General features: G+C 63.0%; 34 protein-coding genes. 23 read left to right on the forward strand and 11 right to left on the reverse strand.

Going from position 1 to position 20,691, the window contains the following annotated elements:
• Positions 1-10: 10 nt before the first annotated feature.
• From ssb to WBP06_RS09335, 10 genes are all read right to left on the reverse strand, one after another.
• Complete coding sequence (ssb, locus tag WBP06_RS09290) at positions 11-553, reverse strand: single-stranded DNA-binding protein (RefSeq protein ID WP_395326897.1); 543 nt, start codon at positions 551-553, stop codon at positions 11-13.
• A gap of 3 nt (positions 554-556) precedes the next feature.
• The gene (locus WBP06_RS09295) at positions 557-1,564 is read right to left on the reverse strand and encodes a hypothetical protein (RefSeq protein ID WP_395326898.1); all 1,008 of its coding nucleotides are present in this window, start codon (positions 1,562-1,564) and stop codon (positions 557-559) included.
• Positions 1,564-2,805 (reverse strand): hypothetical protein, encoded by a 1,242-nt coding sequence (locus tag WBP06_RS09300; RefSeq protein WP_395326899.1) that lies wholly within the window; start codon positions 2,803-2,805, stop codon positions 1,564-1,566. Before WBP06_RS09300 ends, WBP06_RS09295 begins: the two co-directional genes overlap by 1 nt.
• An 11-nt stretch (positions 2,806-2,816) precedes the next feature.
• Complete coding sequence (locus WBP06_RS09305) at positions 2,817-3,608, reverse strand: hypothetical protein (protein ID WP_395326900.1); 792 nt, start codon at positions 3,606-3,608, stop codon at positions 2,817-2,819.
• 90 nt (positions 3,609-3,698) lie between these two features.
• Complete coding sequence (locus WBP06_RS09310; protein WP_395326901.1) at positions 3,699-3,992, reverse strand: hypothetical protein; 294 nt, start codon at positions 3,990-3,992, stop codon at positions 3,699-3,701.
• Entirely contained in the window at positions 3,989-4,312 is a 324-nt protein-coding gene (locus WBP06_RS09315) for a hypothetical protein (RefSeq protein ID WP_395326902.1), read from the reverse strand. Before WBP06_RS09315 ends, WBP06_RS09310 begins: the two co-directional genes overlap by 4 nt.
• Positions 4,312-4,629, reverse strand: coding sequence for a hypothetical protein (locus WBP06_RS09320; RefSeq protein WP_395326903.1), 318 nt, complete (start codon positions 4,627-4,629; stop codon positions 4,312-4,314). Before WBP06_RS09320 ends, WBP06_RS09315 begins: the two co-directional genes overlap by 1 nt.
• The gene (locus WBP06_RS09325) at positions 4,626-5,039 is read right to left on the reverse strand and encodes a hypothetical protein (protein WP_395326904.1); all 414 of its coding nucleotides are present in this window, start codon (positions 5,037-5,039) and stop codon (positions 4,626-4,628) included. The genes WBP06_RS09320 and WBP06_RS09325 overlap by 4 nt, the downstream gene beginning before the upstream one ends.
• A gap of 267 nt (positions 5,040-5,306) precedes the next feature.
• Positions 5,307-5,861: a hypothetical protein gene (locus tag WBP06_RS09330; RefSeq protein WP_395326905.1), complete on the reverse strand. Its 555-nt coding sequence runs from the start codon at positions 5,859-5,861 to the stop codon at positions 5,307-5,309.
• Positions 5,862-5,955: 94 nt separating this feature from the next.
• Positions 5,956-6,288 carry a helix-turn-helix domain-containing protein gene (locus tag WBP06_RS09335; protein ID WP_395326906.1) on the reverse strand — a complete coding sequence of 111 codons (333 nt, stop codon included), beginning with the start codon at positions 6,286-6,288 and terminating at the stop codon, positions 5,956-5,958.
• Positions 6,289-6,382: 94 nt separating this feature from the next.
• On the opposite strand from WBP06_RS09335, the gene WBP06_RS09340 reads away from it, so the two are divergent.
• Entirely contained in the window at positions 6,383-6,610 is a 228-nt protein-coding gene (locus WBP06_RS09340; RefSeq protein WP_395326907.1) for a hypothetical protein, read from the forward strand.
• Positions 6,611-6,672: 62 nt separating this feature from the next.
• Here WBP06_RS09340 and WBP06_RS09345 read toward each other — a convergent pair whose 3' ends face one another.
• On the reverse strand, positions 6,673-6,921 hold the full coding sequence (locus tag WBP06_RS09345; protein ID WP_395326908.1) for a hypothetical protein: 249 nt from the start codon (positions 6,919-6,921) through the stop codon (positions 6,673-6,675).
• A gap of 315 nt (positions 6,922-7,236) precedes the next feature.
• Here WBP06_RS09345 and WBP06_RS09350 point away from each other — a divergent pair, with 315 nt between their 5' ends.
• The 22 genes from WBP06_RS09350 to WBP06_RS09455 all read left to right on the forward strand — a co-directional run bounded on the left by WBP06_RS09350 (position 7,237) and on the right by WBP06_RS09455 (position 20,640).
• Positions 7,237-7,704: a hypothetical protein gene (locus WBP06_RS09350; RefSeq protein WP_395326909.1), complete on the forward strand. Its 468-nt coding sequence runs from the start codon at positions 7,237-7,239 to the stop codon at positions 7,702-7,704.
• Entirely contained in the window at positions 7,697-7,942 is a 246-nt protein-coding gene (locus WBP06_RS09355; protein WP_395326910.1) for a DUF2312 domain-containing protein, read from the forward strand. Before WBP06_RS09350 ends, WBP06_RS09355 begins: the two co-directional genes overlap by 8 nt.
• Positions 7,943-7,944: 2 nt before the next feature.
• Positions 7,945-8,136 (forward strand): hypothetical protein, encoded by a 192-nt coding sequence (locus WBP06_RS09360; RefSeq protein WP_395326911.1) that lies wholly within the window; start codon positions 7,945-7,947, stop codon positions 8,134-8,136.
• Positions 8,136-8,285 carry a hypothetical protein gene (locus WBP06_RS09365; RefSeq protein ID WP_395326912.1) on the forward strand — a complete coding sequence of 50 codons (150 nt, stop codon included), beginning with the start codon at positions 8,136-8,138 and terminating at the stop codon, positions 8,283-8,285. Before WBP06_RS09360 ends, WBP06_RS09365 begins: the two co-directional genes overlap by 1 nt.
• Positions 8,282-8,638, forward strand: a complete 357-nt coding sequence (locus WBP06_RS09370; RefSeq protein ID WP_395326913.1) for a hypothetical protein — start codon at positions 8,282-8,284, stop codon at positions 8,636-8,638. The genes WBP06_RS09365 and WBP06_RS09370 overlap by 4 nt, the downstream gene beginning before the upstream one ends.
• A 357-nt stretch (positions 8,639-8,995) precedes the next feature.
• Positions 8,996-10,351 carry a replicative DNA helicase gene (locus tag WBP06_RS09375; protein WP_395326914.1) on the forward strand — a complete coding sequence of 452 codons (1,356 nt, stop codon included), beginning with the start codon at positions 8,996-8,998 and terminating at the stop codon, positions 10,349-10,351.
• A 1-nt stretch (position 10,352) separates the two neighbouring features.
• On the forward strand, positions 10,353-10,862 hold the full coding sequence (locus tag WBP06_RS09380) for an HNH endonuclease (protein ID WP_395326915.1): 510 nt from the start codon (positions 10,353-10,355) through the stop codon (positions 10,860-10,862).
• Positions 10,853-11,689: a hypothetical protein gene (locus WBP06_RS09385; protein ID WP_395326916.1), complete on the forward strand. Its 837-nt coding sequence runs from the start codon at positions 10,853-10,855 to the stop codon at positions 11,687-11,689. Before WBP06_RS09380 ends, WBP06_RS09385 begins: the two co-directional genes overlap by 10 nt.
• Positions 11,686-11,943 carry a hypothetical protein gene (locus WBP06_RS09390; RefSeq protein ID WP_395326917.1) on the forward strand — a complete coding sequence of 86 codons (258 nt, stop codon included), beginning with the start codon at positions 11,686-11,688 and terminating at the stop codon, positions 11,941-11,943. The genes WBP06_RS09385 and WBP06_RS09390 overlap by 4 nt, the downstream gene beginning before the upstream one ends.
• 89 nt (positions 11,944-12,032) lie before the next feature.
• On the forward strand, positions 12,033-12,155 hold the full coding sequence (locus WBP06_RS09395) for a hypothetical protein (protein ID WP_395326918.1): 123 nt from the start codon (positions 12,033-12,035) through the stop codon (positions 12,153-12,155).
• Entirely contained in the window at positions 12,152-12,601 is a 450-nt protein-coding gene (locus tag WBP06_RS09400; protein WP_395326919.1) for a terminase small subunit, read from the forward strand. The genes WBP06_RS09395 and WBP06_RS09400 overlap by 4 nt, the downstream gene beginning before the upstream one ends.
• Positions 12,594-13,289, forward strand: a complete 696-nt coding sequence (locus WBP06_RS09405) for a Lar family restriction alleviation protein (RefSeq protein WP_395326920.1) — start codon at positions 12,594-12,596, stop codon at positions 13,287-13,289. The genes WBP06_RS09400 and WBP06_RS09405 overlap by 8 nt, the downstream gene beginning before the upstream one ends.
• A complete protein-coding gene (locus WBP06_RS09410) occupies positions 13,289-13,459 on the forward strand; it encodes a hypothetical protein (protein WP_395326921.1) in 171 nt (56 codons plus the stop codon). The genes WBP06_RS09405 and WBP06_RS09410 overlap by 1 nt, the downstream gene beginning before the upstream one ends.
• The gene (locus WBP06_RS09415; protein ID WP_395326922.1) at positions 13,456-13,908 is read left to right on the forward strand and encodes an XF1762 family protein; all 453 of its coding nucleotides are present in this window, start codon (positions 13,456-13,458) and stop codon (positions 13,906-13,908) included. Before WBP06_RS09410 ends, WBP06_RS09415 begins: the two co-directional genes overlap by 4 nt.
• A complete protein-coding gene (locus WBP06_RS09420; protein WP_395326923.1) occupies positions 13,905-14,273 on the forward strand; it encodes a hypothetical protein in 369 nt (122 codons plus the stop codon). The genes WBP06_RS09415 and WBP06_RS09420 overlap by 4 nt, the downstream gene beginning before the upstream one ends.
• 3 nt (positions 14,274-14,276) lie before the next feature.
• Positions 14,277-15,770 carry a PBSX family phage terminase large subunit gene (locus WBP06_RS09425; RefSeq protein ID WP_395326924.1) on the forward strand — a complete coding sequence of 498 codons (1,494 nt, stop codon included), beginning with the start codon at positions 14,277-14,279 and terminating at the stop codon, positions 15,768-15,770.
• Between the two features lie 46 nt (positions 15,771-15,816).
• Entirely contained in the window at positions 15,817-17,208 is a 1,392-nt protein-coding gene (locus WBP06_RS09430) for a hypothetical protein (RefSeq protein WP_395326925.1), read from the forward strand.
• Positions 17,205-18,554, forward strand: a complete 1,350-nt coding sequence (locus tag WBP06_RS09435) for a hypothetical protein (RefSeq protein WP_395326926.1) — start codon at positions 17,205-17,207, stop codon at positions 18,552-18,554. The genes WBP06_RS09430 and WBP06_RS09435 overlap by 4 nt, the downstream gene beginning before the upstream one ends.
• Positions 18,555-18,560: 6 nt before the next feature.
• Complete coding sequence (locus WBP06_RS09440; protein ID WP_008827543.1) at positions 18,561-19,010, forward strand: hypothetical protein; 450 nt, start codon at positions 18,561-18,563, stop codon at positions 19,008-19,010.
• Between the two features lie 12 nt (positions 19,011-19,022).
• Positions 19,023-20,090 (forward strand): major capsid protein, encoded by a 1,068-nt coding sequence (locus WBP06_RS09445; RefSeq protein ID WP_395326927.1) that lies wholly within the window; start codon positions 19,023-19,025, stop codon positions 20,088-20,090.
• Positions 20,091-20,113: 23 nt separating this feature from the next.
• Complete coding sequence (locus tag WBP06_RS09450) at positions 20,114-20,416, forward strand: hypothetical protein (protein WP_395326928.1); 303 nt, start codon at positions 20,114-20,116, stop codon at positions 20,414-20,416.
• A 35-nt stretch (positions 20,417-20,451) separates the two neighbouring features.
• Positions 20,452-20,640 (forward strand): hypothetical protein, encoded by a 189-nt coding sequence (locus tag WBP06_RS09455; RefSeq protein WP_395326929.1) that lies wholly within the window; start codon positions 20,452-20,454, stop codon positions 20,638-20,640.
• The last annotated feature ends 51 nt before the right edge of the window (positions 20,641-20,691 follow it).

Raw genomic sequence — 20,691 nt, forward strand, 5'->3', positions numbered from 1 at the left:
TCGCGCCTCCTCACCAAGGAATGTCGTCATCGAGGTCGGCGGAGGCTGCGCCATCCTGCCAGCCACCGCGCTCGGAGTTGTAAACCTCCTTGTCGCCCTGCTGACGGCCCCAGTTGCCGCCGGTGCGCTGGCCGCCGCGATCGTTGCCATCACGCTGGCCGTTGCCGCGCGCCTGGTTGCGCCCGCCCTGCCCGTCGCCGTCCGGCTTGCTGTCGAGCATGGTCAGGGTGCCGCCGAACGACGTCAGCACGATCTCGGTGGAGTACCGGTCGCTGCCATCCTGTGATTGCCATTTCCTAGTGCGCTGCTCGCCGCTGATGGCGATCCGGCTGCCTTTGCGGAGGAAGCGCTCAGCCACTCCGATCAGGCCATCGTTCTGGATGACGACTGATACCCATTCGGTACGCTCACGGCGCTCGCCGGATTCCCGGTCCTTCCACGAGGAACCGACGGCCATCCGCATGGTGCAGATGCGGCCACCTGACTGAAAGGATTTTACCTCAGGATCAGCGCCAAGGCGGCCGGTGAAGGTGCAGATGTTGATATCGCTCATGGCTTAGACCACCTTCTCTTCGCGAATGTTGAAGCCGGGGATGCCACGCACGCGCGTTGCCTCTACGCGGGCGTCACGAGTTGCCCAGCGCTGGATCAGACCGTGGAATTCAGCCATGAACTCGGGGTTGGTCTTGTAGTGGCCGTAGGCGAGTGCCCAGCTGTTCGGGGCATCGATCAGGTCGGCGTGATAGATCGTGCGCAGCGTCATCGCGCGCTGCCCCTCGCCTGCGTCGACGCGAACCTTCTCCTTCGCGACGCCTTCGGCCTGACGCAGCAGCGCCTTGGCATCGGCAAGTGAGTCCTCGGCGCGGTCCATGACGGCAAGGTCCGTGCTGACCTTCGCTTCTTCGCGGGCGACAATGGCCTCCTGCGCGGCTGCAAGAGCAGCATCGGCGGCAGCCTTCTCACGGGCGCGGCGATCATCCTCAAGCTTCTGCAACCAGGCGGCGGAAAGGCGGCCGGTCGCGGCGATGGCCTTCGTCAGCTTGCCGTCCGGCGTGCCCTTCAGGCCGCTGGCTACATAGCCGTTCTGCCATGCCTGGATTTCCGAGATCGCCTCGTTGTGGGGCTTCTTCTCAGTAGTGGCGTTGTCCTTCACCAGCGCGACGGCGGTCTGCAGGTTGCGATGAAGGGTGCCAACGGCTGCTGCCTGCCCATCGTTCTCGATAGCCACGCCATCGGCCCAGTTGCCCGCCTCGGTAAGAAGGTCGGCAACATGCGTGTCGATGGCGTCGCGCCCCGAGGGCTTCTCCGCAGAGACTTCCGGCGTCGGCTCGGGCGGGTGGTTGCCGCCGATCACAGCGCGCGGGTTGGCGTCATCGCCACCGGCCAGCGCCGCTGCGGTGGCTTCGGCCGAAAGGCGATCAACATGCTCCTGGAGCGCGTCGATCTCAGCGGTGCGGCCCGGCTCGGTGCGCTGCAACTTGCCCAAAGCATTGCGAGCATACGAGAGCTGCATGTCGGCGATCACCTTATCGCCGCTGCTCGACTTGTAGATGGTGGTAAGCATCAGGCAGCTTCCTTCTGGAAGAGCGACTTGAAGCGCTCGCCGTAGTGGCCAAAGGCGGAGGAAAGGACGGTCGCGAGCGGGAGTTCGTCGGCCTCGGGATCAAGCCCAGCCTCTGCCATGCCCTGCCGGGTGCCCTCTTCGCAGGCGCCCGTGATCAGGCGGAAGTCTTCGATGTAGACGGTGCCGCGCTCCTTGATCTCGGAGACCAGTTCTTCCTCGTCGAAATCGCGCTCCATCACCTTGAAGCGGAGGTCGCGCAGGGACCTTTCAACTGTCGAACCGTGCGCGAAGTGCTCGCCCTGGTGGGCGACATAGCAGGTCTTCAGATCGGCCAGTTCGCCGCCGCCGAAATAGGCAGCGCCATAGATAGTCACGTCGCCGACCATCCGCTCCGAGCGGATCAGCATGGTGAAGCCATCGACGTACTTCAGGCGGATGCGCTCACCGCGATAGGTCTGATATTCTTCCTTCAGGCCCCTGAGGTCGACGGAGCCGCCGTTCGAGAACGTGGTGCCCTCGGGAAGCGTGGTCAGGCCCCTGAGGTCGACGGAGCCGCCGTTCGAGAACGTGGTGCCCTCGGGAAGCGTGGTCAGGCCCCTGAGGTAGACGTAGCCGCCGTTCGAGAACGTGGTGCCCTCGGGAAGCGTGGTCAGGCCCCTGAGGTCGACGGAGCCGCCGTTCGAGAACGTGGTGCCCTCGGGAAGCGTGGTCAGGCTGCTGAGGTAGACGGAGCCGCCGTTCGAGAACGTGGTGCCCTCGGGAAGCGTGGTCAGGCTGCTGAGGTCGACGGAGCCGCCGTTCGAGAACGTGGTGCCCTCGGGAAGCGTGGTCAGGCTGCTGAGGTAGACGGAGCCGCCGTTCGAGAACGTGGTGCCCTCGGGAAGCGTGGTCAGGCTGCTGAGGTAGACGGAGCCGCCGTTCGAGAACGTGGTGCCCTCGGGAAGCGTGGTCAGGCTGCTGAGGTCGACGTAGCCGCCGTTCGAGAACGTGGTGCCCTCGGGAAGCGTGGTCAGGCCCCTGAGGTCGACGGAGCCGCCGTTCGAGAACGTGGTGCCCTCGGGAAGCGTGGTCAGGCCCCTGAGGTCGACGGAGCCGCCGTTCGAGAACGTGGTGCCCTCGGGAAGCGTGGTCAGGCTGCTGAGGTCGACGTTATGAAAGCTCTTCACTTCCACGCCGGTCTCGGTGGATTGGTAAACATAGCCCTTGCGATCCAGCAGGGCGCAGAATTCTTCGCGGTTCATCGCAAGTCCTCTCAGTAGGGGATTTCGCCGTCGGCAAGGTCGCCGGACTGGGTGCCAGTGCGGTTGCTCTGCTCACGGGCCATCTGGGCCATCGTCTCTTCGAGCTTGGCCACAGCGTCGTCGTACTGGCGCGGCGACAGGTGCTTGAGGTCCTTCACTCCGAAGTTCTTGAGCATCTTGGAGGTGTCCGTGTTGGTGGCCTCGATCAGTTGGATCAGCTTCGCCCACGCATCCGCAGGCATGCCATCATCCTGGGCCTTGAGCGCCTTCGGCTCTTGTTTGCTGGTGTTGGTCTGCGGCTTATCGTCATCGGCCGGTTCGCCGTCGTCACCGTGGAGGTCGCCCTTGTGCCAGAGGTCCAGCGCCGCGCCGAAGCGCATAGCCGCGTTACGGAGCGCGTCGCCGATGGCCTCCTTGATGGCGTTGCCGCCCTGCTTGCCGTCCGCGTCGCCGTAGCCGAGGCGGGTTACGCCCAACACGGTGAGACGGATCCAGAGGCCACCATTGCGGTCGAGCACCGGCAAGCCGTCCTGACCGAATGCCACGGGTTCCCAATACCACTCGGGATCAGTGTCGAGCAGGCGATGCGTCAGCGCGGCGTGGCCCACATAATCGAGGTGGACCGCATCCTTGTGGTGGTGGCCGCCGCATTCCTTGCAGTTCCACACCATCAACCGCTTGTCGGACTTGCGCGCGTCGATCTGGTTCCGCGTCTCCTTCGGCAGCTTCGAGATCTGTCCCGGAGCGAAGGGTTCGCGCAGTTTTGCCAGCGGCGACGGCTCAATCTGGGATACAGCGTTCATTGCTGGAATCCTTGCCCGAGACAGCGCCGATGCCTGGGGACTGTGGCTGCTTCCGGTGGGGGCACCGTCGACGCAGCGGTTGGGAGAGGATCAGCCGAAGACGGCAGAAGCGATCAGGGTCACGGCGGCGATGAACACGCAGCCCAGCGATGCGAACAGGACGCCGACCGGATACGGCGGCTGAGCATCAGCCCAGCCCGTGCGGTTCTCGGGATCGTCGATCAGGTCGACCGGCTCCCGCGCCTCGGCAGCGATTCCGCGCAGCTTCGCGATGACGCTGGTCGGATCCTTTTCGATCTGACTCATGCGAGTGCGGGGTTTGGCGGTGAAGTAGGCTGGAACGCGGTCGCCGTGGTACAGGCGGGTTGCGATGCGCTGGTTCATGCCGTCCGCTCCCGAACAACGATGTCGAAACCGGCCTTGTCGAGCGCGGCAATGACCTGTCGCGCCTTGCTCTCGCTAGAAAAGCTGCTGTAGCCGAAGTAACCCGTGATCGCGTCAACCGCGCCGCTCTCAGGGCCTTCCTCGGCCTCGTAGATTGCGCTGTCGATCTCCGCAGCCAGCTCCTTGAACGTGGCAGCGTGAACCATCCTGGCATCGCCTTCCCCGTCGTAATCGGGGTGAGTGGCTTCCCAGTCGAACCCGGCGTGCGGGATGGGCTTGGGGTCGAAGTAGACGTTCCAGTCGCGATAGGTGCTGGACATTAGAAGCCCTCCATCATCTGGTCGCGGCGGGACTGGGCGCGCAATTCGGCAGCGGCTTCCATCTCGTCAGCGAAGTCCTCGAAGCACTCGGGGTGCAGTTCCTCGTCGCGGCTGCCGTCGGTCCATTCGCCGGGCAGGGTCACGCTGGGATCGACCGGCGCGATCTCGACGATCTCGACCGAAGGGGGTTCAGCCGGATCAGTCATCGTCTGGCGCGAGCCTTTGCAATGCGTGTAGGTCACGGACACGCACGCATCCTGCTCTTCCTCGCCGTCCATCCATGCGATGAAAGTGGTGAAGGTGTAGCGCGCGCTCATGCCGCTTCTCCGATCCCGTGGCGCGCCTGCGCGGCCTTGATCTGAGCATCGCAGCGCATCATCTGCGTGGCGCGGTCGGGATGCTCGTTGCCGAACCGGCGCGGATCACCGAAGCGCTCGGCCAGCACGGCATCGACGCTCGGGTTCTCGTCTTCGAAGTCGAGATATGCATGGGCGCGACCGGAAGCGTTCGCCTCCCGGAAGGTGCAGCCGAACAGCGCATCGATCACCTCGCGGCGCATGTCGTGCAGCTGCTCTACCGGGTCGCCGGTGTAGATCAGCTCGTCCTTGCCCATCACGATCAGCGGACGGCGAAGGGCCAGATCGTCAACGGTGACCGTGGCGAGGTATGCAGCGACGGTAGGCGTTTCGTGCCAGGCCGCGCTCGTGATCTTGGTGATGGCGTTCAATGTTGCCTCCAACAAATTCCAGCATCTGGTCTCTCCGGTCTCGGAGGATCGTTGCCGTTCCTGTTGAAGACATAATTACACCCCGCGTAAGTTTGTCGTCAAGCCAAAATTACATGCGGCGTAAGTTTTCTTGCGCCGGGTGCGTGCACGAGCGAATCGCCCTCGGCATTATGGGGCGGCGGGTCTGTGTAGGAAAATGAAAACCTGATTGCCGAGGACGCAAAAAAGCCCCGCCGAAGCGAGGCATACGCCTGATACGTAAGCCGCTCACTTGGCTTCAGCTTTGGCCTTTTTCTTCTCGATCCTGGCAATGGCATGATCCCAGTCGTCTGCCCATCCGCCAGCCTTGGCCATTTCGCACAATTCTATGGCGCGATCGAAGTTGCCGCGCTTTTCTTCGATGATCCGCAGTTGTCGGAAACATGCATGTGCGGGGATCATTCCGAAGAACTCCTTCGCCGCCATCGCCGCCCGCTCGTGCATCTCTATACTCATCTCACATGCCGCTATTGCACCTTCTAGCGCTCCCGGCACGGAATCTCGCCATCGATAGAAGACCGAACAATGGTTCGCCAATGCAAAGTGCTTGTCGAGCACATCCATATCGTCGGCGTTGATGAACTCTTGGGACTTGTGCAGAAATGCTATTGCGCAATGCTCATGACCCGGCTTGCTGAACCAAGTTGCAAGCATCGAAAGATGCTTAAACGCGGCACTGTCTGGTGTTCGGGCTAAACCATCAACTAGTGACCCGTTGCGCGTATCGACGGCGGCAGCCGTGAGGGTCACAGTTATACCGAGCGGCGTAAACGCACCATCCATCCATTCCCGATCGGTCTGGGAGAATGTGCTGAACCACCACTCGACGAGTCCAGTGCCAGGCGCGCTATAGCTAGATTCAGGCTGAATTACGCCGCTAGGCGGCGCTACCTCCGGCTCGGAGCCCTTCGATATACGCGCGAACACGTTCCTGCTCGCGCTCATCAAGCCGCCGAACCATGTCAATGACCTGCCCCTCCTTTTTGGGATGGCGACCGATCAATTCCCAAGGCTCGCAGCCGTAAATGTCAGAGAGCGCGAGAAGGACGCGTTCACTATACGGTTGCTTCCCGTTTTCCAATCGAGACAGGCTTGCCTCGGTCGTCGGAAGGTTAGGATCTTCCATGCTTTCAAGAGCCGCAACCACTTGGGCCTGCGTCTTGTGGGCGAACTTGCGCCATTCCTTCAGGTAAATGCGCTTGTCGGTCATGCCGGGTATTATCCGGCATCCGGCGTAAGTTGATAATGCCATCAGGCGTAATTCAGGCTTGACCGGAAACTTACGTCCGGTGTAAGTTTCTTGCATGACGCTGGATGCCTATCTGAAAAGCGGCGCGATGACGCCCGCTGAACTCGCACGGAAGACCGGCCTGAGCGCTGTCTCCATCGGGCGCATTCTCTTCGGAGAACAGAACGCCTCGCACGCTGCCATCAAGGCGATCGTCAAAGCGACGAAGGGGAAAGTCACCGCGCACGACCTCGTGTTCGGCAATCCGCGCGACCAGAGCGAAAAGCGGAAGGCTGCAGCATGAAAGCCCCGCTCACAATATCGATAGAGACGCTTGGCAGCGACGCGGCTAGCGCATCGCTCTCGTCACTTCGGTGTGTACTTGAGCCACGGGGATTGCTCGGCGACGCGGCGCAGGCTCTCGTTGAGTTCTTGAGCGGCAGCATCAACGGCGCCGACGATCGCCGCGACCTGTTCAGGCTTGAGTCTCTCGCCAACGCCGCAGGCGGGGCAATTGAACTCGTAAGTATCAAGGTCCTTCCCAGTGAGAGATTCCTTGAACTGGTTTCCGCAGTCGCAGTTGAGCGTGAGGACGTGTCCCTCGGGTTCCTGCATGGCTGGCCTATTCTTTCGCTTGCTGGTGACACTGCGAGCATGACCGAAGCGGCCGAGGCGTCAAGCCTCGGCCGTGGAGGCCGCGCATGATCGGCGGCACTATCCTCATCATCATTGGCGGCCTTGGCGCTCTCTATGGGCTCGCCTGCCGTGCCTATGACCGCTTCCCCGGTCCCGGAGGGCGCTGAGCCATGCCGCGCCCGCTCCTCATTGCCGCGATCTACCGCACCGCAGCGCGCGCTCACTGGCGGCATCACTGCACCCGCGTCTCGGCTCCGGCCAACGATTCCAACCACTTCGAACATGAGTGACCGTATGACGCACCGCAGCAATCATGTCCGAGCAATTCGCCGCAATTCGAAATCGGATGTGCAAGGCAAACTTGCGGCCGGTTGGGCTCGCGTATCTGCCGGAAAAAAGGGCTCTTTCGTCGATGCGATCGACAGCAGCATGGCGACGGTCAACCGCGCGCTGACCGGCGATTCCCTGCCCGAACTTCATACCGCGCTGAACAGCCTCGCCTTCGATTCCACGGCGCTGGACGAGGTCTTTGCGCTCTATGGCCTAAGCGTGAAGCCTCTCCAGAGCGAGCCCGCCAACGACCTCGCCACCATTTCGCGACTGTCGAACCTTGCTGGCCAGTTCGCCGAAGCGCTGGCCGACGGTCACCGCGACCACCGCGAGACCTGCCAGCTCGCCGACACCATCCGCCCCATCATGACGGCCCTCACGGCCATCTGCCTTGAGGCCGACCAGATCAAGGGAACCGCCAACCATGGCTGACGATAGCACCACCGCAAAAATCCTCCGCCAGCACATCGAGGCCGTCGAACGGCTGCTCGAAGAACGCAAGGGGCTGAACGAGGACATCAAGGACCGTTTCAGCGCGGCGAAGGCCGAGGGCTTCGATCCTGTGATCATGAAGGAAATGATCAAGCGCCGCGCAATGGACCGCCAGAAGCTGGCCGAACGCGAGGCTCTGATCGAGACCTATTCGGTCCAGCTTGGTCTGGAGTTCTAGGCGTGCTGCGTCTGTTTCGCCGCGCCCCGGCGCCCGCAGTGGCCGCCGAGCCAGAGAACCCCGGCCGCGCTCTCGCCCAGATCAAGGCGGATAAGGCTCGGGAGCGTCACCGCGCCCTGCATGATCAGCTGCGCGCCGATCTGCTCGCCAAGGGCCACGCCCGCATGACCCCGTACAAATGGGGTGAAAGCTGATGCAGACACCCCGCCAGCGTTCCGCCTACAACCGCCGACGCTATCTGCCGGTCCAGCTCGACGCCACGCGCCGCAAGCTCGTGATGCTGGTAGCCGAGGCCAAACGCAACGGAATGCACGACATCCTCTTACCGGAGGAGCGTCAGTGATCTTACGCCTCCCCTATCCTGACAAGCTGCTCTGGCCCAACGGCCGCACCCGCAGCCCTCATGCCAAGGCCCGCAAGGTCAAGTCGCACAAAACGATGGCATGGGGGCTTGCACTCCACCAGCGCGCGTCATTCACGCCTGGCGAGAGCATAGGCCTGCACATCGTCGTCCACGCCAAGCCCAAAGGGCCGCTGCCCGATCGCGACAACGTCGTTGCTGCCGTGAAATCCTATCAGGACGGCATCGCCCATGCCCTCGGCATCGATGACAAGCACTTCGCGACGCCAACCGTGGAGTTCGCTCCGACGCGCACCGGTGAGTTCGTGATCCACATCGGAGGCGCGCCCCAGTGAGCGTCCCCGCCCCCTTTGAGGTTGTGCCGGTCCCCGGTGGCTTCTCGTGGCGCCTGATCGCCGCCTGTGGCCGTCCCCTGGTCTACCCTCAGGAAACTTATCCGAGCGACTTCGCTGCTGCAGACGCGGCCAAGGCGGCCCGTGCTGACCTGCATGCGCGCGCCCGAATCATAGATGGAGGGTCGCGCCTGTGATTCCCGCAACGCCCCGTGACGACCTTTCCGCCGCTTTCGACAAGCACGCTGCTCTGGCGCGTAAGGAAATGGCAGAGCCCGCCCTGGTCGAGTGCCCATCATTCCAGAAGCGCCGCCGTGCCGCTTACCGGAAGTTCTTCAAGCTGTTCACGCGCGGTGCTGCATGAGCGCGCTGATCAACATCGATGCCGAAGTTGAAGTGCTTGGCGGCATGATGCGGGAAAACGCCACGATCGATCGCGTCGCCGACATTCTGCAGCCCGAGGACTTCTCGGAGCCCCTGCACTCGCGTATTTTCTCCGCGATCCTCGACCAGGCCACCAAAGGTAAGGGTGCGAACCCGGTCACCATCAAGGGCTTTTTCGAGAACGACGAGGCGATTTCTCAGGTAGGCGGCCCCGCATACCTCGCCAAGCTGTTCACCAACGCCATCGGCCTGAACGTCGCCGACAACGCGAAGATGCTGGCCGAATTGGCCCAGCGCCGGCGCATGGCCGATGGGCTGAACATGGCCGCACTCGATTGCGCCGACCTCACAGTCACAACGCAGCACATTGTCGCCGAGGCGGACGCCGCCATTTCCCTGCGCGGTAGCGATGCGATCCACCAGCCAACCGGCGCCGATTGCTTCGATGAGCTGTTCATGACCTACGCGGACCAGAACCGCGGCGTCACCAGTGGCTGCATCGCTTCCCTGGACGAGTTGCTTGGCCCCATGAAGCCGAAGCAGTTGGTGATTGGCGCCGGCCGCCCCGGCATGGGCAAGACCGCGCTTGCGCTCTCGTATGCCCTCGGCGCTGCCAGCAAGGGCCATGGCGTCCTGTATGTCTCGCTGGAAATGTCGAGCCCTGAGCTTGCCGCGCGCATGGCGGCAGACATGTGCTTTGACGGCCCGGTGGATGCAGTGCCTTACCCGGCGATCCGCGACGGCGATCTGAACGCCCGCCAGAAGCAGGCGGTCTGCGCTGCCCGCGATCACATGGCCACCCTGCCGTTCAGCGTGATCGACGCGGGCAACCTGACCGTGGGCCGCCTGAACATGCTGATCCGCCGCCACGCGCGCCGCATGGCCGCCGCTGGCCACAAGCTGGAACTGGTGGTCGTGGACTACCTGCAGTTGCTCTCACCGGACACCAAGGGCCGGTTGAACTACGAGGCTGTCTCGGAAGTCTCTCGCGCCCTGAAGGCAATGGCCAAGGATAACGCGGTCGCCATCTTCGCGCTGGCCCAGCTGTCTCGCTCTGTTGAGCAGCGTCCCGACAAGCGGCCCCAGCTCTCCGATCTGCGCGACAGCGGCCAGATCGAGCAGGACGCCGACGCCGTGCTCTTCCTCCTCCGCATGGAATACTACCTGCGCAAGGAAGAGCCTGACGCCACGGACCCCAAGCGGTTCGATTGGGAACAGAGCCTGGAGCAGATCCAAGGCCAGATCGAATTCATCGTCGCCAAGCGCCGCAACGGCGTTGAGGGCCGCGCCGTGGGCCAGTTCCACGGCTTCTACCAAGCTGTGAGAGGCTAAGATGAGCGCACGCCCCTACCACAAGCGCTACCACAGCGACGCCCTCGCCGGCTGCATGGCGCTGACCCTCGAAGAGCGCGGGGCTTATCAGACCCTGCAAGACCTCATGTACGACCGCCAGGGCCCCATCCTCGACGCCGAGCGGCTGCTTGCCGGGTACATGGGCGTATCGATCCGCAAGTGGCGTTCGCTGCGCGAAACGCTTCTCGCGAAGGGCAAGATTTTCCTCACCGAAGACGGAAGGGTATCGTCCGAATCCTTCGATCCAGTGCTGTATGGCCGCGATGGTGATCGACAGCCGCTGCCCAAATGGCTGCGCGCCTTCATCCTCGAACGTGACGGCTACCGCTGCACCTACTGCGGCCAGGCCGAAGGTCCCTTCGAGGTCGACCACATTGTTCCGGTTTCGCGTGGTGGGGGAGATGACCCCGAAAACCTGACCTGCGCATGCGCGCCCTGCAATCGCAGCAAGTCGTCAACCCCCGTGGAGGAGTGGCTCGCATGCCGGTAAATCCCTGGATGAAGTTCTACCCGCAAGACTGGCGGGCTGACGAGAAGCTGCGCATGTGCAGCCTCGCTGCTCGCGGCCTGTGGGTCGAAATGCTCGCCCTTATGCATAGGTCAGAGCGATACGGCCAACTCCTGATCGGCGGACGCGTCCCGACAGACGCCCAACTCGCCGTGCAAGTAGGATCGTCTCCAAGCGAGGTCACAGCATTGCTGGCTGAACTCGACGGCGCAGGCGTTTTCTCACGCGCGGCCAGCGGGGCCATCTACTCGCGACGAATGACCCGCGATCACAAGAAGGCTGAAAGTGCCCGCAAAAACGGGAAGAAAGGGGGTAACCCAGCCCTCTCATCAAGCGACGGAAAACAAAAGGGAAATTCTGGCTGGGATAACCAACCGGATAACCCATCGGATAAGGGGGGTGATAAGCCCCAGAAGCCAGAAGCCAGAGACCAGAAAGAACCCCCTACCCCCTTGGACGATAAGTCGCAGGGAGGAGGTTCTGGCTACGCCTTTTCGGGGAAGATGATCCGCCTCAATCAGCGCGACTTCGACCAGTGGGCGAAAGCCTTCCATGCGATCCCGGACATCGCCGCCGAGCTGACCACCCTGGACACCTGGCTGCAAACCGCCGCCGAGGCGAAGCAGAAGAACTGGTTCTGCACCGTGTCCGCCCTGCTGAACCGGAAGCATCAGGAGATCCTGGCCAATGGCGGCCTGCCCCAGCGTCCGGGTCAGGCCCCGGCCGGAAGCACGAGCCTGCTGGATCACCTGATCGCCAAGCGCCGCCAGCAGGACGAATGGGCGAAGAACCAGGGAGCGGCGGCATGATCCACATCACCCACCACGCACTTACCCGCGCCATGGAGAGGGTGCCAGGCATCGACAGTGAGGCGAAGGCATTCACGCTCCTATCCGCCGAGGTGATCCAGAACGCAGCGGCGTGGGGCGCGAGATATGTCCGGCTCGGGACTGGCCAGCGCATCGTGATCGACATCGATCGCGCCGTGACCGTCCTTCCCAAGGACTACTGGATCGCAGCGATGGATCCTCGCCGGACTGCTCAATTCGAAACGAGGTACTGACCATGAACACCGCAACCGCAATCCCCGCCGCCCCTATCGCTTGGCGCCCTCTCGCAGCCATGCCTGCTGACCGTATGGACGGAAGGGATATGCTGGTCTGGTCCCGGGGCTTCCCCGCTATCGCCTCATGGCTGGATGGCTGGCGTGATGCCGTCGGCAACCTCGTCCCCGATGTGACGAGTTACGCCGATGTTGAGGGGCCGGGGGCATGACCAAGCCCCTCAAGAATGCCCGGCACGAACGGTTTGCGCAGGAGCTTGCCAAAGGTCAAAGCGCCGACACAGCCTATACCGCAGCGGGATACAGCCCGAGCCGCAAGAACGCCCAGCGCCTGAGGACAAAAGAGGACGTAACGGCGCGCGTGGCAGAATTACAGGCTGGGGCGGCGAAACGCACTGAGATCACGGTGGCAGGCATTACAGCGCGCCTCGTCCGGATTGCCGACAAGGGTGAGGATCTCCGTGACGCGCCAGGCCTTTCTGTCGCCCGTGCCTCCCTGATGGACGCCGCCAAGCTCAATGGCCTGATCGTGGACATCAAGGATCTGCGCTCCTCGGACGGCAGCATGTCCCCCAAGGAGCCGACGTACCGCCTCGTGAAGTCGGAGGCGCCGCTGGCCCTCCCCAGCCCCCTCCCCGGAGACCAAGACCATGACTGAGAAGCTGATGCCGTGTCCGTTCTGTGGATCGAGCGACATCGACGCCAATGGATGGATGAGCGAGACTTCGACTGGCCCTGCCTGCGACGATTGCGGCGCATCTGCTGGACAGGTGTCGAACGACCACGCGGCAAATGTCACCGCCTGGAACACCCGCCAGCCCACCCCCGCCGCCGATGTGGTGGAGACGGTTGCAAGGGCGGCGGACATTCTCGACCAGTACGCGGCTTTCATCCTCACGGTGAAAGCGGATGATCTGGAAGTGCATCCCTATCAGCCAGCGGTCGAGGAAGCTGCCAGCGATCTCCGCGCCGCCATCGCCGCAATGCAAGCCCGGAGCGCCGGACCTGCAAGCGATCCTTGCAAGTTGCCCGTGTCGCGCGAGATTGCCGAGTGGAACGCCGCGCGAGACGCGGGCCTATCCCAAGATGCCGCCATCGCTCGGGTGCGCGATCTCCCCGCCGAACGCGCCGAGGCGTTGGAGGAGAACCGAGCATGGTCCGAGGTTGTCACGACGATCATGGCCCGATGCGAGGCGCTGGAAGATGAGGCTTCTGACGGCTTGGGTCGCTCAGTTAACGAGCACGCCCAAGGGTATTGGCGCGGCCAGAAGACTACCGCAAAATCCCTGCGCCGCGAGTTGCATGACCTCACCCGCGCCCTCCGCAGCGATGAGAGGGAGGGGTGATGACCGATCTGCGCGAGAAGGTTTCACAAGCCATACGCATATCGATGCATTCAGCTACAGGGCGTGAGCGAGATGCGGCGAACCGTGCAGCCGACGCCGCGATCAAGGCCGTGCTGGATGCCCTGAAAGGGTGGAGGGCTGCGCTGGCGGCTATGGGAGAGGGGGAATGAGTGGGCGCCTTGCCGCCGCCCCCATCGATTTCAGCGATGCAGTCGCATTCGTTAGGGAGCACCATCGGCACCACACACCTCCGCAGGGACATAAATTCAGCATCGCGGCCTATGCTGGCACCGAACTGGTCGGCGTCGTCATCGTCGGTCGCCCTGTCTCGCGCCACCGTGACGACGGCAAGACGCTGGAAGTCACCCGCCTCTGCACCATCGGCCACCGCAACGCCTGCTCGTTCCTCTATGGTGCAGCGGCGCGCGCTGCCTTCGCGCTCGGCTATCAGAGGATTGGAACCTACATCCTCAAGCGCGAGCCTGGCACCACACTGGCGGCGGCGGGCTGGAAGATGATCTCCGAGACGCCGGGCCGCTCATGGTCTGTCCCTAGCCGACCGCGCGAGGACAAGCACCCCACCGAACCGAAACTCCTGTTTGAAAGGACGGCCCCATGACCGAGATCGACACGGACAAGCTGCGCGCGCTGGATGAGGCTGCTGTGTCTGAAACCATCGTAGTCCGGCAGCATAGCAAGGCTAACGCGGATGCCAAGAACAAGGCGCTCGACCGCGTGAAGCTGTCGAATCAGATCGGTCCCCTCGGTAGTTTCGAGCGGACTGACGGCGAGTTGCTGGCGCTCCTTTGGAATAACCGCGGCGCCATCCTCGCGATGGCAGAGGAGAATGCGCGGCTGCGGGAGGCATTGGAACGCTGCGCGCAGATAGTCGAGCGCAACAATCACCGGCAGAACGAGAAGGTTGACGACGTGGTGGTCATCGCCCGCCGCGCCCTCTCTCGCAGCGGGGGTGAGTGCGCCTAACCCATGAGCCCCGCCACCGGATTCCTCACCAAGCCTATCGAGCAGACCGCACCCGGCGTGGGCCACAATGGCGGGCCCATCTTCGAATGTCCGCTCCCGGCGATCTTCGAGCCGTTCCTCCAGCCTGCGCGCTTCAAGGTTTCCTACGGCGGGCGCGGCAGTTCCAAGACCCGCACCGTCATCACGATCCTGGTCAACAACGTGCTCTACAGCGGATGGCGCGTGGTGTGCTTCCGCGAGCTGATGGAGGCCATTGCTGAAAGCAGCTATCAGGAGATCGTCGAAGAGATTGATCGCCGCAACCTCGGCGCCTATTTCGACATCACCAAGACCGAGATCACATGCCCGTCGTCGGGAGGCGTGTTCAAGTTCTCGGGCATCCGCGCATCGTCCAAGCGCCTCCAGAACCAGAAGCTCAAGGGGTTCTCCAATTTCGATGCCGCCTTCATCGATGAGGGCGAGAGTATCACGAAGGACAGCTGGAACGCGCTGGTGCCGACGATGCGCAAGAGCGGATCCGAAATCTTCGTCTGCTTCAATCCGGCCAGCCCGCTCGATTTCATCTATCAGGCCTTCGTCACCGATCCAATCTATCCGACGCACCACAACGGCAAGCCCTACTGCGTCACCCTCAAGGTCAACTACACGGACAACCCGTTCTTTCCGCAGGAGCTGGCCGACGATGCCGCGCTAATGCAGAAGACGGACCCCGAACTGTACCGCCACGTCTACCTCGGTGAGCCGGTGGCAGACAGCGCCCTTGCGATCATCAAGCCCAAGTGGATTGAGGCCGCGATCGATGCGCACCTGCAGATCAAGGGCTTCCCCATGGGCGGAGGCAAGATCGGCGGCATGGATATCTCCGGCGGCGTCGAGGGTGATGTTGTGGCGCCGAAGTCGAACGACCCGAACGCGCTGGCGTGGCGCTATGGCTGCGTCCTGTCCGGCCTGGAGGAATGGCAGGACGAGAACCCGAACGCTGCCGCCGCCCATGCATATCCGACCGTCGTCCGCGAGGGGCTGGACACGCTCCACATCGATGACATCGGCGTCGGCGCATCTGTGCCCGGGGAGTTCAAACGCCTGCACGGCCCGAACCCGGCGCGCGAGATCTCGTTCGTGGGCTGGACCGCATCGGAAACCCCATCCGACGAGGACAAGGAATATCAGCCGGGCAAGACGCATGGCGACATGTTCGCCAACAAAAAGGCGCAAGGCTGGGGCCTGCTGGGCGACCGCTTCCGCAATACGTGGCAGGCGCGCAATGGGCTGCCCTACGATCCCGACATGCTGATCTCAATCCCTTCAGGCCTGCCGATGCGTTCGAAGCTGGAGGGCGAACTAGCCCAGCCCCGGCGCGAGAGCGTCAACGGCCGCATGAAGGTCGAGAGCAAGAAGTCGCTGAAGACGCGCGGAATCCCGTCGCACAACCTGGCCGATGCGGTCGTCATGGCTTATGCGCCTGTCGAAGTCGCGGTTGGAAGCTGGTTCCTCTGAAAGCAACATGATTGCGCATTATATCGCGTTAGCGTAACTATGTGCCATGTCAGCGCAACCTTCCATCATCGCCAATGCCGCGACGTTCATGCGGGACAGGCTGCAGCGCGTGTTTCCGTGGGCCTATGGCATGTCGGCCAAGCACGATTACGCCAAGGACTACGGGTGGAAGGATGAACTGACCTTCCACGATTTTCACCGCATGTACTGCCGGTCGGGGATTGCTGCCGCTGCCGTAGACAAGACGATCGCGAAGACGTGGGCCACCATGCCCTCCTTGTGGGAGAGTGAGAAGCCCGCCGCGACGCCCGCAGAGGCCGATATCGCCAAGCACTTCGCCCGCAAGGGCATCTGGCGCGGGCTGATGGACGCAGACCGCCGGTCTATGGTCGGGGCTTATGCTGGCGCGATCATCTACCTGCGCGACGGCCAGCGGCTCGACCAGCCTGTTACCTCTGTGCGCCGCGGCATCGAGAACATCGTCGGTATTGCTCCCGCGTGGGAGGGGCAGCTTACCGTCGTAGAGTGGGACCAGACCGAGGGCAGCGAAACCTACGGCGAGCCGCTCTATTTCCAGTTCGACGAGCAGGCTGTGGGCGAGCCCCAGGCGGTTCCGAAGTCACAAGTGCGCATTCACCGCGACCGCGTGCTGATCTGGTCGGACGACGGCTCAGTGAATGGAAGCTCGGCACTGGAGCCGGGCTACAACGACGTTTCCGACGCCGAGAAGATCAAGGGCGCTGGCGCCGAAGGCTTCTGGAAATCCGCGCGCGGCGCCCCGATCGTAGAGAATTCGCAGGGCGTATCCATGCAGGACATGATGCGCGGCATGGGGGCGGCCACGCCCGAGGAAGCCCGCGATATGCTGAACGACAAGGCCGACGACTTCCAGAACGGATTCGACAAGTTCCTGATGCTCGGCGGCTTCACGGCCAAGCCCCTGACGATAACCCTGCCCCAGCCTAAGGAGTTCTGGGAAACCTGCGTCCAGTCCTTCGCGGCATCGATGCAGATCCCATTCAAGGAACTAGTCGGCAATATTACCGGCGAGCGCGCCAGCACGGAGGACGCCAAGGGCTGGGCCGATACGAACATGTCGCGCCGCGAAAACCGCGTGCTGCCGATCCTGTACGAGTTCGTCGAGCGCCTGGTGAAGTGGGGCGTGCTGGACCGTAAGGATTGGACGGTGGGTTGGACTTCGCTCCTGGAAGCCACCCCAGACGACAAGCTCGACCGCGCCGTCAAGATGTCCAGCATCAACAGCCAGCAGGCCGCTGAGCCTGTGTTCCTGCCTGACGAGATCCGCGAAGAGGCTGGCTATGCCGCCGCCGAGGACGTCGAGGGCTGGGACGAGTTCATGCGCGAGCGCGAGGAGCGTCAACGCCAGCAGGCCGAGGACGGGCCGACCCAGAATATTCCACCTGGAGATAATCCATGAACGTAGCGAAAGCCATTGAGGCGCTGAAAAAGGCCATCGCGCTGCACAAGAAGCACATGGACGGATCTGCACCGACGACCGGCGCGGCTGGTGAGAAGAGCCAGATGCTCATGATGACGCAGATGGAGGATGCGCTTGGCTTCCTCGAATCGGATGCCGCCAAAAAGAAGCCGGCAATGAAAATGCCGGCAATGAACAGTGCGGTCGGAAAGACCGTCCGCATCAACGTCCGCAGCGCCATCAATAGCTCTGGTATCCGCCGCGAGCGCCGCGACGGCCGCGACTACATCATCGTGCCAAGCGCCACCATGCCCGATGGCATCGTGATGAACCGTACGCGCTACCCGGCGAACGAGATCGCAAAGGCGTTCGGCTCGCTGGAGAACACCCCTGCCCCGCTCGGCCATCCCACCATCGAGGGCGCGTTCGTGTCGGCGAAAGATCCCGAAGGCCTCGCGCGTGGCTGGATCGGCGCCTGGAACCGCAACGTGCGCCGTGAGAACGGCCGCGTATTCGTCGACAAGGTGATCGACGTCGCCACTGCCAGCCAGCTGGACGGCGGCAAGACGGTGCTGGAAGCGATCGAGAAGGGCGAGCCCATCCACTCATCCACCGGCCTCTATGCCATTCTCACCGCTGTCGAGAACGAAGAGGGCGTCGACTGGGAGGCGTCCGACATCGTGTTCGACCACGACGCGATCCTCATCGGCGAGGATGGCGCGGCCACCCCAAAGCAGGGCGTGGGACTGATGGTCAACGCCGCCGCTGCCCCCGATGGCGAGAAAGTCGACGTCATGAACTGCACGATCGACGACGATATCGACCGCGACCTCGCGTGGTCTGCTGAAAGTATGTTGCGCGCTGTTGAACGAAAAGAACGTTTGCCGTTGCTTCGGCGCATCATTCAGATTATCACTGGGGAAGTTCAGGGCGGCCCGACGCCCGACAACATCGAGGGCGATGCCCTGAACACGGAGCACGAAGCAATGGACAAGGCTCAGTTCGACGAGCTGACCGGCAAGGTAGCGGCGCTGGCCGATTGCATGACCGGCCTCGACGACAAGATCGCAACCGCCGTGGGCAATGCCCTCAAGCCCTTCACCGATGCGCAGGCCGCTGCTGCCAAGGATGCAGCCGACAAGGCCGAAGCCGATCGTCTGGTGCTGGTGAACAAGGTCGTTGAAGGTGGCCTGCTTGCCGAGGACATCGCCAAAGACGCGACCGCTCCGGTGCTGAACGCGCTGCTCGAAAAGAGCAACGAGAAGCCCGCCGCCTTCCGCGTGAACGGCGTTTACAAGCCGCAGTCTGGCGAAAAGCCTGCTTTCGCCATCCCGGCAGGGGAGTAACCGACCATGGCTCGCTACAACAAGATTTTCGCAGGCCCGACCTCCGAAACGCTTCCGCAGGTTCAGGAGCGCATTTGCGCTGCCGCAGTCACCCCCGGCATCGGCTTGGTGGAAAGCGGGACGAGCTTTGCCATCGCCGGCGCCGCCGCGGCAACCAAGGTGTACATTGCTCAGGACCACTACCTGACCGGTAAGGGTGTCGATACCGCATCTGTTGCCGGTAGCCGCGTCATCGGCATGGAGCCGCTCGACGAGCAGTTCTTCAACGTCCGCGTCCCGACCGGCGTCAATGTCGCGCGGGGGGCAAACCTGACGACCAACGCAACGGGTCGCTTCGTCCTCGCCACCACCGGCCAGCGCGTCATGATGATCGCCGAAGAAGCCTACAACAACCAGTCCGGTTCAGACCAGCTCGTGCGCGCCCGCAAGGCGCAGCCGGGCATCGTCGTGGCATAAGGGGGCCTCGAAATGCGCTACTTTTCCGCAGACCTCATCACCAACAACCCCCGCCAGCATGGCGCATGGTGGGGCGAGCTCAGCCTCGCACGCGAGCACTTCCACCAGACCGAGGACGCCCTCGTTGCTGTGGGTAATACCTCGGGACTGACCGCCAACGCTGCCGCTGTGCTGCCGCGTGATGCGTGGCTGGATCTCGACAACATCACCCGCCGTGTCATGCGCGCGGATGAAGGTCAGGTCTGGATGGCAGATCTCATGCCTTTGGCCAAGCCGGTCAACATCGGGAAACTGGTCCACCTGAACCGCGTGTCGTCGGATGCCGGCGTGGTCGTCCGTTCGATGAGTGGTCAGGTTCCGGTTCCGCTCGACAAGGTGGCCTACGACTACCGCGGCACTCCCGTTCCCATCTTCGCCACCGGATACGGTCGTGAATGGCGCGAATGGAACACGCTGCAGTCGGAGAACTTCGATGCCCTGTCAGACGACCAGGAAGCGCACGTTGCCAAGCTGCGCCGCGACAATGCACTCTACGTGCTCGACGGCGACGCTTCGATCGTTGTCGAAGGCTATACCGCCTATGGCATCCGCACCTCTCCCTACTCCAAGGCCATCAACCTTGGATCGGCTGCTGGCGGCGCAAACATCGACCTCACCACCGCCGGCGCGGACGACATCGACGCATTCCTTGCTGGCCCGTTCGGCGCGATGCTTGACGCCAACTACATCACGGGTGGCGTCAACCTGTACATCTCGCCCGAGATCGCTCGCAACTGGGACCGCCCCTATTCGGGTTCGGCGGGCTACAAGCCGGGCACCATCCTCGATTACGTGCTGGGCAATCGCCGCGTCAACAAGGTGGCGGTGTCTTTCGAGCTTTCGGGCAACTCGTTCTTCGGATTTGTCCCGAACGCCGATTACATTCGTCCGCTGGTGGCGATGGCGACCTCGACCGTCGCCATGCCCCGCCAGCACCCGCGCGCCAACTACCAGTTCGAAGTCTGGAACGCGATGGGTATCGAGATCCGCGCCGACATTAATGGTCGCAGCGGCGTGTTCTACTCGGTCGTCGTCAACTGACGGCGGCCGGAAGGGAGATCGATATGAAGATCCTCATCAAGGGAATCGGTGGCAGCGATACGCACTCGGGCATCTATGGCCTGAAGGGTGAGATCGCGCCCGGCACCGAACTGACGCTTCAGGACGAGCCGCCTGCGGCATGGGCTGGCAAGTACGAGGTGATCGAGAAGAACGCCTCGTCAGGCGCTGTTGCCCTGACCGGGAAGAACAAGGCCGAGTTGCTGGCGATCGCCAAGGCCGAGAACGTCACGGTCGAAGACAACGCGACGAACGCCGACATCGTTTCGGCGATCGAGCTTGCTCGCGAGGAAGCGGCCAAGGCCTGATTGGCAACCAACGCGTTTTACTCAGGAGAAGACCCATGGGACGCATCTTCAGTTTCATTGCACTGGCCGCCATCACCGCCGTCGTGTTCGCATCCAATGCGATTGCGGCAGCGATCAGCCGCACGTTCGACCTCATCCCGACTTTCGCTCGCGCGGATGACTTCCGCTTCGTTAGCGATCACCCGCGATCGATTTTCGAAACGCGCCGGGCTGGCCTCGCGTAATCCGAAGCCTGAGCTCGAATGCTTTGAGGCCGCTGCTCAACCAGGGCGGCG

This window comes from Novosphingobium mississippiense (assembly GCF_044029535.1).
Taxonomy (GTDB): Bacteria; Pseudomonadota; Alphaproteobacteria; order Sphingomonadales; family Sphingomonadaceae; genus Novosphingobium.

Coding starts and splice junctions, on each gene's coding strand:
- WBP06_RS09305 (WP_395326900.1), bottom strand. CDS start 3,608: ATGAACGCTGTATCCCAGATTGAGCCGTCGCCGCTGGCAAAACTGCGC.
- WBP06_RS09330 (WP_395326905.1), bottom strand. CDS start 5,861: ATGGATGGTGCGTTTACGCCGCTCGGTATAACTGTGACCCTCACGGCT.
- WBP06_RS09310 (WP_395326901.1), bottom strand. CDS start 3,992: ATGAACCAGCGCATCGCAACCCGCCTGTACCACGGCGACCGCGTTCCA.
- WBP06_RS09335 (WP_395326906.1), bottom strand. CDS start 6,288: ATGACCGACAAGCGCATTTACCTGAAGGAATGGCGCAAGTTCGCCCAC.
- WBP06_RS09450 (WP_395326928.1), top strand. CDS start 20,114: ATGAAGATCCTCATCAAGGGAATCGGTGGCAGCGATACGCACTCGGGC.
- WBP06_RS09300 (WP_395326899.1), bottom strand. CDS start 2,805: ATGAACCGCGAAGAATTCTGCGCCCTGCTGGATCGCAAGGGCTATGTT.
- WBP06_RS09355 (WP_395326910.1), top strand. CDS start 7,697: ATGGCTGACGATAGCACCACCGCAAAAATCCTCCGCCAGCACATCGAG.
- WBP06_RS09395 (WP_395326918.1), top strand. CDS start 12,033: ATGCTGGTCTGGTCCCGGGGCTTCCCCGCTATCGCCTCATGGCTGGAT.
- WBP06_RS09415 (WP_395326922.1), top strand. CDS start 13,456: ATGAGTGGGCGCCTTGCCGCCGCCCCCATCGATTTCAGCGATGCAGTC.
- ssb (WP_395326897.1), bottom strand. CDS start 553: ATGAGCGATATCAACATCTGCACCTTCACCGGCCGCCTTGGCGCTGAT.
- WBP06_RS09435 (WP_395326926.1), top strand. CDS start 17,205: ATGAACGTAGCGAAAGCCATTGAGGCGCTGAAAAAGGCCATCGCGCTG.
- WBP06_RS09365 (WP_395326912.1), top strand. CDS start 8,136: ATGCAGACACCCCGCCAGCGTTCCGCCTACAACCGCCGACGCTATCTG.
- WBP06_RS09400 (WP_395326919.1), top strand. CDS start 12,152: ATGACCAAGCCCCTCAAGAATGCCCGGCACGAACGGTTTGCGCAGGAG.
- WBP06_RS09405 (WP_395326920.1), top strand. CDS start 12,594: ATGACTGAGAAGCTGATGCCGTGTCCGTTCTGTGGATCGAGCGACATC.
- WBP06_RS09320 (WP_395326903.1), bottom strand. CDS start 4,629: ATGAGCGCGCGCTACACCTTCACCACTTTCATCGCATGGATGGACGGC.
- WBP06_RS09430 (WP_395326925.1), top strand. CDS start 15,817: ATGTCAGCGCAACCTTCCATCATCGCCAATGCCGCGACGTTCATGCGG.
- WBP06_RS09420 (WP_395326923.1), top strand. CDS start 13,905: ATGACCGAGATCGACACGGACAAGCTGCGCGCGCTGGATGAGGCTGCT.
- WBP06_RS09445 (WP_395326927.1), top strand. CDS start 19,023: ATGCGCTACTTTTCCGCAGACCTCATCACCAACAACCCCCGCCAGCAT.
- WBP06_RS09375 (WP_395326914.1), top strand. CDS start 8,996: ATGAGCGCGCTGATCAACATCGATGCCGAAGTTGAAGTGCTTGGCGGC.
- WBP06_RS09340 (WP_395326907.1), top strand. CDS start 6,383: ATGACGCTGGATGCCTATCTGAAAAGCGGCGCGATGACGCCCGCTGAA.
- WBP06_RS09440 (WP_008827543.1), top strand. CDS start 18,561: ATGGCTCGCTACAACAAGATTTTCGCAGGCCCGACCTCCGAAACGCTT.
- WBP06_RS09380 (WP_395326915.1), top strand. CDS start 10,353: ATGAGCGCACGCCCCTACCACAAGCGCTACCACAGCGACGCCCTCGCC.
- WBP06_RS09410 (WP_395326921.1), top strand. CDS start 13,289: ATGACCGATCTGCGCGAGAAGGTTTCACAAGCCATACGCATATCGATG.
- WBP06_RS09315 (WP_395326902.1), bottom strand. CDS start 4,312: ATGTCCAGCACCTATCGCGACTGGAACGTCTACTTCGACCCCAAGCCC.
- WBP06_RS09350 (WP_395326909.1), top strand. CDS start 7,237: ATGACGCACCGCAGCAATCATGTCCGAGCAATTCGCCGCAATTCGAAA.
- WBP06_RS09455 (WP_395326929.1), top strand. CDS start 20,452: ATGGGACGCATCTTCAGTTTCATTGCACTGGCCGCCATCACCGCCGTC.
- WBP06_RS09385 (WP_395326916.1), top strand. CDS start 10,853: ATGCCGGTAAATCCCTGGATGAAGTTCTACCCGCAAGACTGGCGGGCT.
- WBP06_RS09345 (WP_395326908.1), bottom strand. CDS start 6,921: ATGCAGGAACCCGAGGGACACGTCCTCACGCTCAACTGCGACTGCGGA.
- WBP06_RS09425 (WP_395326924.1), top strand. CDS start 14,277: ATGAGCCCCGCCACCGGATTCCTCACCAAGCCTATCGAGCAGACCGCA.
- WBP06_RS09390 (WP_395326917.1), top strand. CDS start 11,686: ATGATCCACATCACCCACCACGCACTTACCCGCGCCATGGAGAGGGTG.
- WBP06_RS09295 (WP_395326898.1), bottom strand. CDS start 1,564: ATGCTTACCACCATCTACAAGTCGAGCAGCGGCGATAAGGTGATCGCC.